The following is a 14,935-nucleotide window of genomic DNA, read 5'->3' as shown; positions in this document are numbered from 1 at the left end:
GCCCCCGGTCTCGGGGCCGGACCCCCGGGGCCCCGGGCCCTGGAGGGCCTTGGCCCTCGCCCTCGGTTCCCGGACCCCCGCGCCCTGGAGGCCTTGGCCCTCGCCCTCGGTTCCCGGACCCCCGCGCCCTGGAGGCCTTGGCCCTCGCCCCCGGCCCCCGGACCCCCGCCCCCTGGAGGCCTTGGCCCTCGCCCCCGGGTCCTGGACCTGGGGCCCCGGACCCCAGGCCCCGGACCCCGGCCCCGGGACCGGCAGCCCGAGGCCCACGGCGTGAGCCCCGCCCCCCGGCGGGGCAGGCCGGCTGGCGGGCCGTCCGCGACTGGTGTCCGCTGGAGACGTGAGCCCCCTGCCCGGACGCCGCTGGTGGACCGACCTGTCGCCCGCCGCCGGCGCCGCCGTGATGGCCTCCGGCATCATCTCCGTCGGCCTCGCCCTGATCGGGCACGACCTGCTCTCCCTCGCCGCGCTGGCCGTCGCCGCGGCGCTCTGGCTGGTGCTCGCCGCCGGCTTCGCGACCCGGCTGCTCGCGGATCGGGGCCGCTTCCGCGCCGAAGCCGACACCCCGCCCGCCCTCACCGCCGTGGCCGCCACCGCGGTCCTCGGCGCCCGCCTCTCCGAGCTCGGTCGGCAGGGCGCAGCCGCCGTCCTGCTGGCCCTGGCGGCGGCGCTGTGGCCCGGACTGTTGTCGACGGTCCTGCGGTCCTGGCCCCGGCGCCGGTTGTCCGGCGCCGCCTTCCTCGTCTGCGTGGCCACCCAGGCACTCGCCGTCCTCGCGGCGGCGCTGTCCACCGCCTGCCACCAGGACTGGCTCGGCCGGGCGGCCCTGGCCCTCTTCGGACTCGGGCTGCTGCTGTACGGGGTCGCCCTCGCCCGCTTCGACCTCCGCGAGGTGACCGGGGGAGCGGGTGACCACTGGGTGGCCGGCGGGGCACTGTCCATCAGCGCCCTCGCCGGATCGAAGCTCACCGAGTCACCCCTCTGGACGGGCGCCGGGCACACCGCCCTGCGGACGCTCACCCTGGCCCTGCTCGGCTGCTCGCTCGCCTGGTACGTCGTCCTCCTCGCGGCCGAGCTGCGCAGCCCCCGCCCCCGCTACGACATCCGCCGCTGGTCCACCGTGTTCCCCCTCGGCATGACCGCCACCGCCTGCCTCTCCGCCGCCGCGCCCACCGGCGCCGGCTGGCTCCGGCCCGTGGGCGAGGTCCTCCTGTGGGTCGCCGTGGCCGCCTGGTTCCTGACCTTCGCCGCGTTCCTCGCGGCCCGCCCCGGCGAAGACCCGGAAACCACGTAGCGGGGGAGCCCGGTTCCCCGTACGGTCCCGCCATGGCGTACACATTCCAGGTCACCGTCGACTCCTGTGCCCCCCACTCCCTGGCCGACTGGTGGGCCGACGCCCTCGGCTGGGAAGTGGAGCCCGGCGACGAGGAGTTCATCCGCCGCATGGTCGAGGAGGGCAAGGCCGGCGAGGACGACACCACCCTCCACCGCGGCAGGCTCGTCTGGAAGGCCGGAGCCGCCATCCGTCACCCGGAAGGGCTGGAACGGGCGCCCCGCGTCCTCTTCCAGCTCGTACCGGAGACCAAGACGGTCAAGAACCGCGTCCACCTCGACGTCCGCACCGGCGACGACGACCCGAAGGCCGTGGTGGAACGCCTCGTCGCCAAGGGGGCCACCCTCCTCCACGAGAACCGCCAAGGCCCCTTCGCGTGGACCACGCTCGCCGACCCGCAGGGCAACGAACTCTGTGTCTCCCACTGACGCCCATGAGCCACGCCCCATGCGGCGCGCCCGGTGTCCGACGCCCAACCCCGCGCCGCCGGCAGGCAGGCCGGCCGGTCATAATTGAGTACCGGGCCACTCTCCCGCACGTGAGAATGAACCATCTCAAACCGGGAGGACCCCATGAGCCAGGCGTTCCTGACTCTGCATGACCTGCTGCCCGCGCAGGAACTCCAGGCGGCCCTCGACGCCGGCCACGTGACTCGCAAGGCGCACCCCGAACTGCCGCTGTCGATCTACACCTACACCCGCACCGCCCAGTACGAGCGGGTCTGGAACCAGGTCACCACGCGCTGCCGGGGCCTCGTCGCCGACGACGCGACCGGACGGATCGTCGCCCTGCCGCTGCCGAAGTTCTTCAACGTGGGCGAACACGAGTCGGGTCAACCGTACGCGCCGGCCCTGCCCGACGAGCCGTTCGAGGTGTACGACAAGGTCGACGGCAGCCTGGGGGTCGTGTTCCACTACGCGGGCCGGTGGCGGGTCGCCTCCAAGGGCTCCTTCAGCAGCGAGCAGGCGAGCTGGGCGCAGCGTCGGCTCGACGCGGGCGACACCGCTCGCCTCGTACCGGGCGTCACCTACCTCGCGGAGATCCTGTACCCGCTGAACCGGATCGTCGTGGACTACGGGGACCGCCGCGACCTGGTGCTCCTCGCCGCCTTCGATCGGGACGGCACCGAGGTGCCGCTCGCCGAAGCCGCCGGACACTGGCGGGAGATCGGCTCGGTCGTCACCGTCTGGCCGGCGATGCCGCTCGCCGAACTCCTCGCGCTCACCGAGTCCAACACCCTGCCCGGCGGCGCCCCGGCCACCGGCACCGACGCCGAGGGTTTCGTGCTGCGCTTCGCCTCCGGCGTCCGTGCCAAGGCCAAGATCGCCGAGTACGTGCGCCTGCACAAGGTGCTCACCGGCGTCACCGAGCGCGACATCTGGCGTGGCCACGGCATCCAGCGCTTCGCCGGTCTGCCCGCCAAGCAGCTCGCGCAAGGTCTGGGCTGCACCGTCGCGGACATCGAGGCCTCGGGCGGCAAGCCGCTCGACGCGCTGCTGGAGCAGGTGCCCGACGAGTTCGACGCATGGGTGCGCGAGGTCGTCGCCCGCCTGGAGGAAGCCGCCGGGCGGCGCGAACGCGCCATCGACGAGGCCTTCGGGACGCTGGCCCACCTGGCCGCCGACCGCGGCGCGTTCGCCCGCGCCGTGAAAGCACTGCCCGACAGTCGGATGCGTGCCGCGCTGTTCCTGCGTCTGGACGGCAGGCCGACCGAGCTCGTCACCTGGCGGGCCGTACGTCCGGAACCGACCGACCCCTTCACCACCGACGAGGAGAACTGAGCACCGTGTCCGCAGAACCGGCGGCCCCCACGACCCCGGCGGCCCCCGACACCGCCCCGGCGACCGCCGCTGCCAGCACCCGACCCGTCGTGCACGTCATGACGGGCCTGCCCGCCTCGGGCAAGACCACCGCCGCGCGGGCCCTCCAGGCCGAATCCGGCGGCCGGATGCGCCGGGTGAACCTGGACGACCTCCGGGTCATGCTGGACGGCGCCGACCACGGACGCGGCCTGTCGTACGCGCACGAACAGACCGCCCTGGACGTCCAGGACGCGGCGCTGCGGGCGGCCGTCGAAGGCGGCTTCGACGTGGTCGTCGACAACACCCACCTCACCCCGCACATCCCCAAGCGCCTCAAAGCCGCCGTCGCCGGCCTCGCCACCTTCGTCGTCCACGACTTCACGGACGTGCCCGTCGAGGAATGCGTGCGCCGTGACGCCGCCCGCGAGCGGCAGGTGGGCGAGGAGGTCATCCGAATCCTGGCCGCCAAGCACGCCAAGTCCCGCAAGGGGGGCTGGAAGCTGACCGCGGAGTGGCTGAACGACCAACCCCCGGTCGAGCCCTACGTCGCCGATCCCGCGCTGCCCGCCGCCGTGATGTGCGACATCGACGGGACGCTGGCGCTCACCGGAGACCGGGGCCCCTACGACTTCTCCCGCTGCGGACTGGACCTGCCGAACGAGCCGGTGCGGCGCGCCCTGGACGCCTTCCGGCGCGCCGACGGGGACGTCATCGTGCTGCTCTCCGGGCGGAGCGAGGAACACCGGCCGCAGACCGAGGACTGGCTGGAGCGGCACGGGGTCCCGTACGACGAGCTGTGGATGCGGGCGACCGGCGACCAGCGCCGCGACGACGTGGTGAAGGCGGAACTGTTCGACGCCCACGTGCGCCACCGCTACGCCGTCCGCGTCTCGCTCGACGACCGCGACCGCGTCGTGGCCGTCTGGCGCCGGATGGGCCTGCCGACCTGGCAGGTCAACTACGGCGACTTCTGAACCGGTCCGGGACGGGTCTGACCGTGGACGTATTGATCGTGGACGGCGCGAACGTCGTCGGGTCCGTGCCGGACGGCTGGTGGCGCGACCGGCGCGGCGCCGCCGAGCGCCTGCGCGACCGGCTGGCACGGCGCGGGGCGGGCGAGGAGATCGTCCTCGTGGTCGAGGGCGCGGCCAAGGGCGTCGCTTCCGTACCCGGCGTACGGGTGGACGCCGCACCCGGGAGCGGCGACGACCGGATCGTGGAGCTGGTGGCCGCCTACGCGGAGCGCGGCGACGGCACCCGCCCGGTCGTGGTGACGGCGGACCGGGAACTGCGCGCGCGGGTGCGGGCGTACGGAGCACGGTGCGTCGGCCCGCGCACCGTCCACCCGGCCGACTGACGACGGACCGACGACGGACCGACGACAGCCGGGAGGCCGGCTCCTCCGAGAGGAGCCGGCCTCCCGGCGAGCGGCTCGGCGATCAGTGGCCCGGCGCGCCGGTCAGCGGCACCACGGCACCGTGTCGAGGTTCTTGACGTAGCGGGCGGCCACCCAGCCGTAGTCCCGGTCCTTCTTCGAGGCCTTCTTGACGGCCTTGCCCTCACCGTCGCGGCCGTCGTTGAAGTCGTCGCGACCGTCCTCGCGACCGTCCTCACGACCGTCATTGAAGTCGTCGCGGCCGTTGTTGCCGTCGTTCCACTCGTCCCGGTCCTTGCGGTTGTCGAGCAGGTACCAGAGGTCGTTGCCGTTGACGCTCTCCCCGCGCTGCTTGCATTCGAGCGCGATCCTCCGGCCCGACTCGATCTTGCCCAGCGAGTACGAGCGGGTGCTCGGCTTGCTGCGGATCGTGAGCCGGCCGGACGAGACGACCTTGCCCCAGACCTGCCGCTTGACGCTGCCGTGCTCGTGGTGTGCCGGGATCTCGGCCATCGGGTCCTCGTCGGCGATGGCGGCGCCCGCGCTGACGAGGCCGAGCACCAGGCTTCCGGCGGTAAGTGCGAGGACGGTCCTGGTGGGCTTCAGCATGAGCCGACTCCTCTACGAAGACAATCGCCCGACCGCGCCACGCGGCTCGGGCCGGCGACCAGGCGGTCGCCACGGACGACTATGGCGAGGAGACGCCTCGACACCCCGGCGACGCACCGCCGTTTAGCCCGATTTGCCCAATCGGTCATCTTTGGGGTGGATGGTTGCCTCATGGGGTGATCCATGGGGGAACGGCGGCGGGGAGGCACCCTTTCGGGGGACTTCCACGGCTGCCCGTGCCGGCTAGCATTCTCACAACTGCTTGTCGTGCAATCCCATATGCGATTGCCCGATCATGCGCGTCGGAACGAGGAGAGGTCTCATCATGCAGTTACGCAATGGTGTCGTGGCGAGCGAGATTCCCGGTGCGGTCTGGGTCAAGAGCAGCGCCAGCGTCGGCAACGGAAACTGTGTGGAGGTCGCCGCGCTGACCGACGGCGCCGTGGCGATGCGCAACTCGCGTTTCCCCGACGGCCCGGCCCTGATCTTCACCGCCGGGGAGATCGAGGCGTTCCTCGACGGCGTCAAGCGCGCCGAATTCGATCAACTGACCGGATGAGGTCCAAGGCTTAGGCCAAAGCTTGGACGGGCGGGCGTCCACGCCCCATTCTGACGATTGAGATCCGCCCGGGTCACATTGGAGTTCCGCATGCCCGCGCTGCCCGAACCCCTGCACGATCCGCTGTCCGCCCCGCCGGGCGGCGCCCTCCCCGATCCGCTCGCCCCGGTCCTGCCGCTGGAGCGGGAGCAGGGACGGGCGGCGGCCGCCCGGGTGTTGGGACAGGAACTCCGGGGGTGGCGCGAGGCGCGCGGTCTCACCCTGAAGGACGTGGCACCCGTCATCCGCGGATCGGTGTCGAAGATCAGCCGACTGGAGCGGGGCGAGAGCCCGCCCAAGGCACGGGACGTCCTCGACCTCGCCCGCCACTACGGGCTCGACGGCGAGGAGATGCGGACCGTCGAGCGGCTCTTGGAGCACGCCCAGGACTGCGAGTGGTACGAGCAGTACAGCGACGTGACCCCCACCTTCCTCAAGCGCCTGATCCAACTGGAGGGCGAGGCGCAGGAGATCTGCGTCTACGAGAACCTCGTGGTACCGGGGATCCTCCAGACCCCGGCCTACGCCCGGCACATGGTCAGGGCGGTGATGCCCAGCGCGTCCGACGACGAGATGGACCGCGTCGTGCAACTGCGCACCCAACGCCAACTGCGTCTGATGGAGGGCGAGGTGCCGCGTCTGACGGTCCTCCTCGACCAAGGGGTCCTCCAGCGCCGCTGCGGCAACGCCGAGGTGATGCGCGAACAACTGCGCCACCTGCTCCGTGCCGGGGACATCGCCAAGGTCAACATCCGTGTCCTGGAAATGTCCTGGGGCTACTCGGCGGCCCCGCCCTACCCCATCACCCACCTCAAGTTCGCCGACGGCGGACCGGGCGAGCTGGCGTACGTCGAGCACATCAACGGCGCCAACTACGTGACCCGCCCCCGCGCCCTGGACGACCACCGCAACGCCCTCAGCAATCTCCGGAAGGCGGCGGCGTCGCGTGAGCGCAGCCGCGAACTCGTCGAGGAAGCGCTGCGGCAGTACCTGGAGGACTAGGCCGTGTCTTTGGGATCAGGCCGGCCCTGCGGCTGATCCGGTCTGATCCAAAAGACACGGCCTGGGACGCGGGGCCTTCCGAGCGTGCGCCGTGACCGGTTGGGCCGGGCCCCGTCACCTGCGCAGGAGCGGAAGCAGCTCGGTACGGGCCCACCCGTCGAGCCGTGTCGGGGTGGTGGTCGTCAGATCACGGGGCTGCTCGGGTACCAGATCGCGCGATCCGGCGGTCATGCCGACGATGCCCTCCACCGCCGCCGGCGACAGCCCGGCCGCGTGAAGGGCCTCCCGCACCGCGTCGTCATCGACGGGTTCGAGCCGGACCTTGCGTCCGAGGACCCCGGTGAGGATGCGGGCGACCTGCTCGAAGGTGAGATCCTCCGGCCCGTGCACGGCCTGCACCACCCGGCCCCGCCAGGCGTCGCCGAGTAAACGGGCCGCGACGACGTCGCCGATGTCGCGCGGATCGACCCACGGCATCGGCCGGCCCGGGTCGAACGCCGTGGTCAGGACGCCCCGCGCGAGTCCTTCGAGGTCGAGCAGCAGATTGGTGAAGAAGTACGCGCAGCGCAGGTGCAGCACGTCCGCTCCGGTGGCGTCCAGTCGCTCCTCGATCCCGGCCAAGGCGTCGATGTGCCCGACCCCGTGCCGCTTCTCCGCCCCGATGCTGCTCAACAGCGCCACCCGGGCGATGTCACCGGCACGGGCGGCCTCCACCAATGGGGCCGCCGTCGCCAGCGAGGTCGCGATCGGGTCCGGCGCCGTGTGCGGGGTGGGATCCACCCAGAAGACGGTCCGCGCCCCCTGCACCGCCGCGCGGACGAACCCCGCGTCCGTGAGGTCGCCTCGGTGCACGTCGACCCGCGCACGGGTCTCCTCGTCCAGGCGGGCCGGGTCTCGGACCAGGACGCGGGGGCGCACGCCGGCCTGGAGCAGCAGTCGCACGACGCGCGATCCCACGTGTCCGGTCGGTGTGGTGACGACGATGGTCATCGAGCCATGCCCTTCATGCCCTTCGTGGACCTCCCCCGGCCTGCCACGCGGTCCGGGACTCCCCGCGTGCCCCCGGTGACTCAGCTCATTCGGCCGGTTGTCGGGCCGGCGGGAGGAGGCGGCCCACGCCGCCCCACTCGACCCAGTCCTTCGGCCGGAGCCCGCGCGGGGGCGGCGAGGAGTCGGGGCGCCAGTCGACCACGTCGACGAGGTCCGGTTCGAGTATCTCCAGCCCGTCGAAGTACCGCCGCACCTCGTGGGTCTCGCGTACCCGCCCCCAGTTCCCGTGCGTGGTGACGTCCATCAGCCGCGTCACGTCGTCCCGCACCACGGGGTCGTCGCTGACGAGTTGGCAGATGACCATGAAGCTGCCCGGCGGCAGCAGGGCCGCGGTCTTGCGCACGACGGCGGACGGGGAACGGTCGTCGTCGGAGTCCGGGATGCAGTGCAGCACGGACACGAACAGCGCCGCGATGGGACGGTTCCAGTCGAGGAACCCACCGGTGGCCTCGCGGATGCGCTCGGTGTCACGCATGTCCATGGGCAGCACCAGGGTGCCGGAGTTGTCGTGCAGCGTGGTCTGGGCGTGCGCGAGGACCATCGGGTCGTTGTCGATGTAGGCGACCTTGCAGTCCTTGTCGATGCGCTGGGCCACCTCGTGGACGTTGTCCTGGGTGGGAAGGCCCGAGCCGTGGTCGAGGAACTGCCTGATCCCGTAGTCCTCGACGAGGATCCGCACGACGCGGCTGAGGAACGCCCGGTTGTTGCGGGCCAGCAGCTGGGTGCTGGGTGCGATCTCCAGCAGCCGGGCGCATGCCTCGCGGTCGCTGGCGTAGTTCTCCACGCCGCCCAGGAGCCAGTCGTACATACGGGCGACGCTCGGGGTGTGCATGTCGATGAACGGCGCCTGGGACGGATTCGGCCCTAACTCCATGTGCCCTCCTTGATGGCCCTGCGGGGCCCGCGGCGTGGGGGTGGCCCATGCTAGAGAGTCGCGGGGGGCGCGCGCCAGCCATTCCCGCGCCGCGGTCGACCCGCCGTCACGCCCCCTCGGGATGCGGGCGTCCGCCCCCGGCGCGACAGTGGGTGCCATGAGTATCGACGACTTTGGCGGAGGCCCAGGGGCCGAACAGACCGGGGTCATGGTGGTGACGACCAACGACGCCCCCGGATACCGGGTCGAGCGGGTCGTCGGGGAGGTCTTCGGACTCACCGTGCGCTCGCGCCACCTGGGCAGCCAGATCGGCGCCGGCCTGAAGTCCATGATCGGCGGAGAGCTCCGGGGGCTGACCAAGACCCTCGTACAGACCCGCAACCAGGCGATGGACCGGCTCATCGAGCAGGCCAAGGCGCGCGGCGCCAACGCGGTCCTGGCCATGCGTTTCGACGTGACCGAGGCCGCCGACGTCGGGACCGAGGTGTGCGCGTACGGTACGGCCGTGGTGCTGGCGCCCGACACGAGAGCCTGAGCCCGCCACCGACGCGCGCACCCCCATCGCCCCGTACCCGCGACAACGGGACGTCCTTCTCGCCCCGGGCGCCCCGGTACGTCAGACTCGGGCCAGGAGCGAGGTGAACGGGAAACCGTGGACCTCGATGGCCGAGCCCAACGTCGGCCGGCCGCCGTGGGGACGACAAGGAGCGGGGCATCACGATGAGTGGAAACGAGTCGGCGGCCGCGGTGTTCGACGCGCTCGCGGAGCGCTACGAGGAGGCGTTCGGGCGGGTGCCCGCCCAACTGGAGGCCCTGGACTGGCTCACCGGCCGGCTGCCCGCCGGTGCGCGCGTGCTCGACGTGGGCAGCGGCACCGGCCGGCCCACCGCCGAGCGGCTGGCGGCGGCGGGTTGCGCGGTGACCGGCATCGACGTCTCGGCCGCCATGGTCGCCCTCGCGCGCGAGCGGGTCCCGCAGGCGCGCTTCGAACAGGAGGACGTGCGCACGTACTCGCCCGGGGAGGCCGGCTTCGACGCGGTGTGCGCCTTCTTCCCGCTGCTGATGATGGAACAGCGGGAAGTCGCCGCCTCGTTGGAACGGATGGCCTCGTGGGTGGCGCCGGGCGGTTACCTCGTCCTGGCCACGGTGCCGGGTGACATCAGCGGCCTCGCCATCGAGTGGATGGGACACCAGGTCACCGTCAGCAGCCTGTCCGCGCAGGAGTACACGCACCGGATCGAATCGGCCGGTCTGGAGCTGCTGCACCACCGCACGACCCTGTTCCATCCCGAAGGCGGCCTCGCCGACCCGGAGGAGCACCTGTTCTGCTACGCGAGACGCCCCGACGCGACGCCCTGACCCTCCTGTCCCGCTCCGTTGACCGACCGCGGGGTTCGGAAGCGGCCCGGCGCCATGCCGGCGCGGCGGCCGGCCGGCGGGCCGAAGCATCCGGGGTCGTCGCCACCGAACCGCCGGACGCCCCCGGCGACCGGCCGGGTGGCGCCACCCGGGTCGGTGCGGGGCGGTGAGGGGCGGTGCGGTACGGGGGCGTCAGCGGATGGTGATGCACGGCTCCGCGACCCTCAAGGGGACGTGGGCGCCGGCTCCGGTTCCCGCGCGGGCGTGCCGGTCGACCGCAGTCCGATGGCAAGCCCGGCGATCACCACGGCCAGCCCCAGCCACACCGTCGGCCCCGGGGCCCCGCCGCCCGTCACCGCTCCCGCCCCGGCCGCGGCGAGCGGCGCGAACCCGGTCAGCAGCCCGGCGCGCCCGGCTCCCACGGCGGCCACCGTGCGGTACCAGAGCAGGAAGGCCACCGCCGTCACCATGATCGCCAAGTAGCCGACCGCCGTCCACTGCCGCGGTCCCGGCGCCGCGAGGGAGGCGGGCCGCTCCACGAGCAGGGCGAGTCCCGTCAGCATCACCGCCCCCAGCCACACCGTGTGGAAGGAAACCCCCCACGCGCCGTGGCGGCCCAGCACCGGCACCGCGAGCAGCGTGAACCCCGCCTCGCAGGCCAGCGCGAGCGCGGCCCAGCCGACCCCGGCCGCGTCGGTGCGGCCGGTCCCCTCGACCAGGACGGCGCCGGCGACGACGACGGGGGCGGCGAGCAGCACCCGCCGACTGGGCCGCTGCCGCTCCAGCAGCGGACCGACGAGCCCGAGCAGGACCGGCACGGAGGCCACCGCGACCGCGATGACGGCCGGCTCGGCGTGCGCGACGCCCCGCACCACGGCGACGTTGAACAGGACCAGTCCACTCGCCGCGATACCGGCCAGCCACAGCCATTCACGGCCGCGAGGACGCCGCACGGGTACCCGGGCGGCCCGGGTCAGGGCGAAGAGGATCACGGCGGCGACCGCGTAACGGACGGCTTGGGGCGCGAAGAGCGGGGCGCCGACGAGGCAGCGGGAGACGGTGACGCTCCCCCCGACCAACACCATGCCGATGACCCCGGGAAGCAGGTCACGGAGGGGGGAGGAGGGCGAGCGAGCGGGGACGGGCGCGGACACGGAGGCGGATTCGTTCATGCCGTTCAGCCTCTGCCAGTATTGGACCCATGAGCAGTGCCGAAGAGGGCCGTCTCAAGGGGTCCAGAATTCTCAAGGGGCCCCCAAACGCCGGCTCCGACTTCCTGCTGCTCGACATCGGCGAGGCGCCGCCCCGAGGCCGCACCGATTGGCTGACCTCCCGCATCCGCTCCGCCATCGCGGACGGCACCCTGCCCGTCGGGAGCCGACTCCCCGCGGGCCGCGTGCTCGCCGCCGAACTGCGGGTCTCGCGCGGCCTGGTCACCGAGGTCTACCAACGCCTGGCCGACGCCGGGCAGGTGGCGGGCCGGGGCCGCGCGGGGACGGTCGTCGTCGCGGCCCCCGCCCCCGCGCCGTCCGGCGCGTCCACCCGGTCCGGCGGCCCCGTCGGACCCGCCGGGCTTCCGGCCGCCCCCGTCGACCCGTTCGCGCCCCTGCCGGGCGTCGCCCTGATCGACGCGCTGCGCGCCGTACCCTGCCGCATCGACCTCTCGCCGGGGGTACCGGACCTGACCGCGTTCCCCCGTACGGCCTGGCTCCAGGCGGAACGCCGGGTACTCGCCGAACTCACCCCGGCCGACTTCGGCTACGGCAACGCCCAGGGAGCGCCCGCGCTGCGCGAGGCGGTCGTCGGCTGGCTCGCCCGCAACCGGGGAATCCGCGCCGACCCGGGCGAGGTGGTCATCGTCTCCGGCGTCGCGCAGGCCCTCGCCCTGCTGGCCCGCGTCCTGCGCGAGGACGGCGTACGCCGGGTGGCGGTGGAGGACCCCGGTTCCCTCGGGGCCCGGCGGCAACTGGAGTACGGGCGGCTGGAGACCGTCCCGGTGCGGGTGGACGAGGCCGGGCTCGACATCGCCGCCCTGGCCGCCGGCGGCGCGGACGCGGTCCTGCTCACCCCGGCCCACCAATTCCCGACCGGCGTCGTACTCGATGGTGAACGCCGCCGGGAACTGCTGGCCTGGGCCGCCGCCGGGGGACTGGTCATCGAGGACGACTACGACGCCGAGCACCGTTACGACCGCGCCCCCGTGCCCGCCCTGCGGGCACTGCTGCCGGAGGCGGTCTGCTACGCCGGCAGCGTGTCCAAGCTGCTGGCCCCCGCGCTGCGGCTGGGCTGGCTGTTGGTCCCGCCGCGGCTGCTGGACGCCGTCGTGGAGGAGAAGCGGTACGCCGACCTCGGCAGCCCGGTCCTGGCCCAGCTCGTGCTGGCCCGGCTGATGGACTCCGGTGAGCTGGAACGCCACCTGCGCTTCGTCCGGCGCCGCCACCGTCGCCGCAGGGACGCCATGCTCCGGGCGGTCGGGGCCCGGCTCCCCGGAGCCCGGGTGCACGGCGCGGCGGCCGGGCTGCACCTGATGGTCACCTTCGACGGAGCCGACTTCACCGACACCGCGCTCGCCTCGGCCGCCCTGGCCCTCGGGGTCAAAGCGCATCCGCTGTCCTGGCACCGCGTCGAACCGGGACCCCCGGGCCTGGTCCTCGGGTACGCGGCGGGCGCGGTCGGCGACATCGAGGAGGGAGTCGCCCTGCTCGCCCGCGCGCTTCGCCGGATCGGTTGAGCACGTCGTCGCTCCCACACGTCTCGCACCGCCAAGGTCGTCCGCCGTGACCGGAACCGCTTGACCTTGTCGCGGCGACAACGTTTGTACTGGGGCCATGAGAATCGGAGAGCTCGCCGAAATCGTCGGCCTCACCACCCGCGCCGTGCGGCACTACCACCGCGTCGGGCTGCTGCCCGAGCCGCCGCGCCGGCCCAACGGATACCGTGAGTACACGCTGCGCGACGCCGTCCGACTGGCCCGCGTCCGACGCCTGACCGAACTCGGCCTGCGCCTGGACGATGTCAAGGACGTCCTGGCGGACGACGCGGGCAAAGGTCTCGTCGACATACTCACCGAACTGGACGCCGACCTGGGCCGCCAGGAGGAGGACATCCGGCAGCGCCGCGTCCGCCTCGGCCGGCTGCTCGACCAGGCCGAGCGGACCGGGCGATTGCCCGTCGAGGCCCCGGTCTCTCCCGAACTCGCCGCGTTCTTCGACGACATGGCCCGCGCCGCGGCGCGGTTGCCCGGACCGGAGCCCGCGGCCACCGCGACCGGCTCTCCGCGATGGGGCGCGGCCTGGGCGCCGACGCCGAGGCCGTGCGGCGCCTGTACGCGGTGTACGCCCGGATGGACGCGCCGGCCGGGGCGGACGAGGCGGATCCACGGGTGGAGCAGACCGCCCGGGCCATCATCGAGAGCATCCCGGACCAGGTGGTGCGGGCGGTGATCGCCGCGGAAGCCGAGGGGGGATCAGGTGAGGAGGGCGGTTTCACGGACGCCCTCTTCGCGGAATTCACCGCTGCCCAGGCGGCTGCCGTGCGCCGCGCCATCGAGCTGCTCAAGGAACGTGCCGGGTGAAGGCGTTGCGCAAGGCAGTGCGTTGGGGGTTCGTCGCGCTCGCACCATGCGAACTCGTGATCGTCATCGGTGCGATCGCCGGGGTGCGAGCAGCCCCGGCGTTACGGCCGGTGGTGGAAGCGGCCGTGCTCGCCCTGACGGCCGGGGCGACCGCGCTGTTCCTCTTCGACTACCGCCGGCACCGCCGTGAGGGCCTCCGTCGCCACTTCGCATGCCGGGCCGCTATCGCGGACAGCGTCCCGGCGTCCGTGCGCAGGCTGATCCGTCACGAGATCACTCTCGCGGCCGACTTCTGGCGCTGGGTGACCCGCCGCGGCCCGCACGGCGTACACGCCGGCGACGTCCCCGTCGCATACGCGCCGGCCCAGACGGCGACCATATATGGCTTGCTCTTCGTCTGCGTCGTCGAGACCGTCGCCCTCGCTTTTGTGATCCCCTGGCCCTTGGTGCACGCCACCACCCTCGTCCTCGACGTCTGGGGCTGCTACTTCCTTCTCGCCCTGCACGCCTCGTGCGTGGTGCGCCCGCATGTGGTCGGAGCGGACGGCTCGCTGCGCCTGCGCTACGGCGCCCTGCTGGACATCCGCATCCCGGCCGGGCGCATGGCCTCCGTTCGTCCGCGCCTGGGATTCCCGCAGGGCAAGCCGGCAGTTGTGGACGCGAGCGGCGTGGCCGACGTGGCCGTGGCCGGACTGACGACCGTCACCGTCGAGCTCACCGAGCCGGTGCGGTACGTACGCGTCCTCGGCAAGCAGGACGAGGCCCGCGCCTTCCGCTTCTACGCAGACGACCCCGTCCCCGCGGTCGCCGCGCTGAGGGCGGCCGGCGGGTCCGCCCCCGGCTCCCGCACCTCGGGTCCGTAGCCGACGCCGAGGGCGTTCCCCACGGGGCCGTCGCCCGAGCCGCGTGACCCCGGCACGGGGGGTCGGGAGGCGAACCCTATGCTCATCGCATGCACCGCACGTCGGCCCCCGACACATCCGTGATCATCGCCGTCCACAACGCGATGAGCTACCTGGGCGAGTGCCTCGAATCGATCGTGGGGCAGACGCCGGGCGCGGAGCGGGCGGAGGTCATCGCGGTCGACGACGGATCGACGGACGGCGGCGGCGCCGGACCCGACCGCTACGCCGCCCGGCACCCGTGGATGCGGGTACTGCGCCAGGCGGACTCCGGCGGGGCGGGCGGGCCGCGCAACCGGGCCCTGGACGTGGCGCGGGGCCGCTACCCTTCACCGGCTACGGCAACCTCAGCCTCGAAGTGGCCCGTCGCATCCCCCTGCCGGCCGGGCGAGAAATTCTTCGGGGACGGCGGCAACCTCGTGGGCACTCGCGCGTCGTGCGGGTTGTAGGGCGTACTTCC

The 14,935-nt window shown here is 73.2% G+C and carries 18 protein-coding genes; 14 read left to right on the top strand and 4 right to left on the bottom strand.

Translation table 11 applies throughout. The features are described from left to right. Positions 1-337: 337 nt before the first annotated feature. From E6R62_RS06575 to E6R62_RS06555, 5 genes are all read left to right on the top strand, one after another. Positions 338-1,291, top strand: a complete 954-nt coding sequence (locus E6R62_RS06575) for a hypothetical protein (protein ID WP_240801512.1) — start codon at positions 338-340, stop codon at positions 1,289-1,291. Between the two features lie 32 nt (positions 1,292-1,323). Then, positions 1,324-1,758: a VOC family protein gene (locus E6R62_RS06570; protein ID WP_136212343.1), complete on the top strand. Its 435-nt coding sequence runs from the start codon at positions 1,324-1,326 to the stop codon at positions 1,756-1,758. A 144-nt stretch (positions 1,759-1,902) separates the two neighbouring features. Beyond that, positions 1,903-3,111 (top strand): T4 RnlA family RNA ligase, encoded by a 1,209-nt coding sequence (locus tag E6R62_RS06565; RefSeq protein WP_136212342.1) that lies wholly within the window; start codon positions 1,903-1,905, stop codon positions 3,109-3,111. Between the two features lie 5 nt (positions 3,112-3,116). Further along, positions 3,117-4,106 carry an AAA family ATPase gene (locus E6R62_RS06560; RefSeq protein ID WP_240801511.1) on the top strand — a complete coding sequence of 330 codons (990 nt, stop codon included), beginning with the start codon at positions 3,117-3,119 and terminating at the stop codon, positions 4,104-4,106. 23 nt (positions 4,107-4,129) lie between these two features. Then, complete coding sequence (locus E6R62_RS06555) at positions 4,130-4,489, top strand: NTP pyrophosphohydrolase (RefSeq protein WP_206308665.1); 360 nt, start codon at positions 4,130-4,132, stop codon at positions 4,487-4,489. A 102-nt stretch (positions 4,490-4,591) separates the two neighbouring features. Here E6R62_RS06555 and E6R62_RS06550 read toward each other — a convergent pair whose 3' ends face one another. After that, positions 4,592-5,116 (bottom strand): hypothetical protein, encoded by a 525-nt coding sequence (locus E6R62_RS06550; RefSeq protein ID WP_136212341.1) that lies wholly within the window; start codon positions 5,114-5,116, stop codon positions 4,592-4,594. Between the two features lie 322 nt (positions 5,117-5,438). Between E6R62_RS06550 and E6R62_RS06545 the strand changes: the two genes are divergently transcribed. After that, entirely contained in the window at positions 5,439-5,675 is a 237-nt protein-coding gene (locus tag E6R62_RS06545) for a DUF397 domain-containing protein (RefSeq protein WP_206308674.1), read from the top strand. A 90-nt stretch (positions 5,676-5,765) separates the two neighbouring features. Next, positions 5,766-6,716 (top strand): helix-turn-helix transcriptional regulator, encoded by a 951-nt coding sequence (locus E6R62_RS06540; RefSeq protein WP_136212338.1) that lies wholly within the window; start codon positions 5,766-5,768, stop codon positions 6,714-6,716. Positions 6,717-6,830: 114 nt separating this feature from the next. On the opposite strand, the gene E6R62_RS06535 is transcribed toward E6R62_RS06540, so the two are convergent. After that, positions 6,831-7,706 (bottom strand): NAD(P)H-binding protein, encoded by an 876-nt coding sequence (locus tag E6R62_RS06535; RefSeq protein WP_136212336.1) that lies wholly within the window; start codon positions 7,704-7,706, stop codon positions 6,831-6,833. Between the two features lie 85 nt (positions 7,707-7,791). Further along, the gene (locus E6R62_RS06530) at positions 7,792-8,640 is read right to left on the bottom strand and encodes an SAM-dependent methyltransferase (protein ID WP_136212334.1); all 849 of its coding nucleotides are present in this window, start codon (positions 8,638-8,640) and stop codon (positions 7,792-7,794) included. A 157-nt stretch (positions 8,641-8,797) separates the two neighbouring features. Between E6R62_RS06530 and E6R62_RS06525 the strand changes: the two genes are divergently transcribed. After that, positions 8,798-9,175: a YbjQ family protein gene (locus E6R62_RS06525; protein ID WP_136212332.1), complete on the top strand. Its 378-nt coding sequence runs from the start codon at positions 8,798-8,800 to the stop codon at positions 9,173-9,175. Positions 9,176-9,360: 185 nt separating this feature from the next. Further along, entirely contained in the window at positions 9,361-9,999 is a 639-nt protein-coding gene (locus E6R62_RS06520) for a bifunctional 2-polyprenyl-6-hydroxyphenol methylase/3-demethylubiquinol 3-O-methyltransferase UbiG (RefSeq protein WP_136212330.1), read from the top strand. Between the two features lie 224 nt (positions 10,000-10,223). Here E6R62_RS06520 and E6R62_RS06515 read toward each other — a convergent pair whose 3' ends face one another. Continuing rightward, positions 10,224-11,171 (bottom strand): DMT family transporter, encoded by a 948-nt coding sequence (locus tag E6R62_RS06515; RefSeq protein WP_136212328.1) that lies wholly within the window; start codon positions 11,169-11,171, stop codon positions 10,224-10,226. Between the two features lie 29 nt (positions 11,172-11,200). On the opposite strand from E6R62_RS06515, the gene E6R62_RS06510 reads away from it, so the two are divergent. The 5 genes from E6R62_RS06510 to E6R62_RS06495 all read left to right on the top strand — a co-directional run bounded on the left by E6R62_RS06510 (position 11,201) and on the right by E6R62_RS06495 (position 14,924). Continuing rightward, on the top strand, positions 11,201-12,730 hold the full coding sequence (locus tag E6R62_RS06510) for a PLP-dependent aminotransferase family protein (RefSeq protein WP_136212326.1): 1,530 nt from the start codon (positions 11,201-11,203) through the stop codon (positions 12,728-12,730). Between the two features lie 97 nt (positions 12,731-12,827). Further along, complete coding sequence (locus tag E6R62_RS06505; protein ID WP_306432407.1) at positions 12,828-13,442, top strand: MerR family transcriptional regulator; 615 nt, start codon at positions 12,828-12,830, stop codon at positions 13,440-13,442. Next, positions 13,439-13,573, top strand: a complete 135-nt coding sequence (locus E6R62_RS42025) for a hypothetical protein (RefSeq protein WP_306432406.1) — start codon at positions 13,439-13,441, stop codon at positions 13,571-13,573. The genes E6R62_RS06505 and E6R62_RS42025 overlap by 4 nt, the downstream gene beginning before the upstream one ends. Further along, positions 13,570-14,436: a hypothetical protein gene (locus tag E6R62_RS06500; RefSeq protein WP_136212324.1), complete on the top strand. Its 867-nt coding sequence runs from the start codon at positions 13,570-13,572 to the stop codon at positions 14,434-14,436. The genes E6R62_RS42025 and E6R62_RS06500 overlap by 4 nt, the downstream gene beginning before the upstream one ends. 89 nt (positions 14,437-14,525) lie before the next feature. Continuing rightward, positions 14,526-14,924, top strand: a complete 399-nt coding sequence (locus E6R62_RS06495) for a glycosyltransferase (protein WP_136212322.1) — start codon at positions 14,526-14,528, stop codon at positions 14,922-14,924. Positions 14,925-14,935 lie beyond the last annotated feature (11 nt).

Origin of the sequence: Streptomyces sp. A1136 (assembly GCF_004795055.1) — a bacterium.
Lineage (GTDB): Bacteria > Actinomycetota > Actinomycetes > Streptomycetales > Streptomycetaceae > Streptomyces.
This window is presented reverse-complemented; position numbering and strand designations above follow the sequence as displayed.

Coding starts and splice junctions, on each gene's coding strand:
- E6R62_RS06570 (WP_136212343.1), top strand. CDS start 1,324: ATGGCGTACACATTCCAGGTCACCGTCGACTCCTGTGCCCCCCACTCC.
- E6R62_RS06565 (WP_136212342.1), top strand. CDS start 1,903: ATGAGCCAGGCGTTCCTGACTCTGCATGACCTGCTGCCCGCGCAGGAA.
- E6R62_RS06550 (WP_136212341.1), bottom strand. CDS start 5,116: ATGCTGAAGCCCACCAGGACCGTCCTCGCACTTACCGCCGGAAGCCTG.
- E6R62_RS06540 (WP_136212338.1), top strand. CDS start 5,766: ATGCCCGCGCTGCCCGAACCCCTGCACGATCCGCTGTCCGCCCCGCCG.
- E6R62_RS06535 (WP_136212336.1), bottom strand. CDS start 7,706: ATGACCATCGTCGTCACCACACCGACCGGACACGTGGGATCGCGCGTC.
- E6R62_RS06530 (WP_136212334.1), bottom strand. CDS start 8,640: ATGGAGTTAGGGCCGAATCCGTCCCAGGCGCCGTTCATCGACATGCAC.
- E6R62_RS06525 (WP_136212332.1), top strand. CDS start 8,798: ATGAGTATCGACGACTTTGGCGGAGGCCCAGGGGCCGAACAGACCGGG.
- E6R62_RS06520 (WP_136212330.1), top strand. CDS start 9,361: ATGAGTGGAAACGAGTCGGCGGCCGCGGTGTTCGACGCGCTCGCGGAG.
- E6R62_RS06515 (WP_136212328.1), bottom strand. CDS start 11,171: ATGAACGAATCCGCCTCCGTGTCCGCGCCCGTCCCCGCTCGCTCGCCC.
- E6R62_RS06510 (WP_136212326.1), top strand. CDS start 11,201: ATGAGCAGTGCCGAAGAGGGCCGTCTCAAGGGGTCCAGAATTCTCAAG.
- E6R62_RS06505 (WP_306432407.1), top strand. CDS start 12,828: ATGAGAATCGGAGAGCTCGCCGAAATCGTCGGCCTCACCACCCGCGCC.
- E6R62_RS06495 (WP_136212322.1), top strand. CDS start 14,526: ATGCACCGCACGTCGGCCCCCGACACATCCGTGATCATCGCCGTCCAC.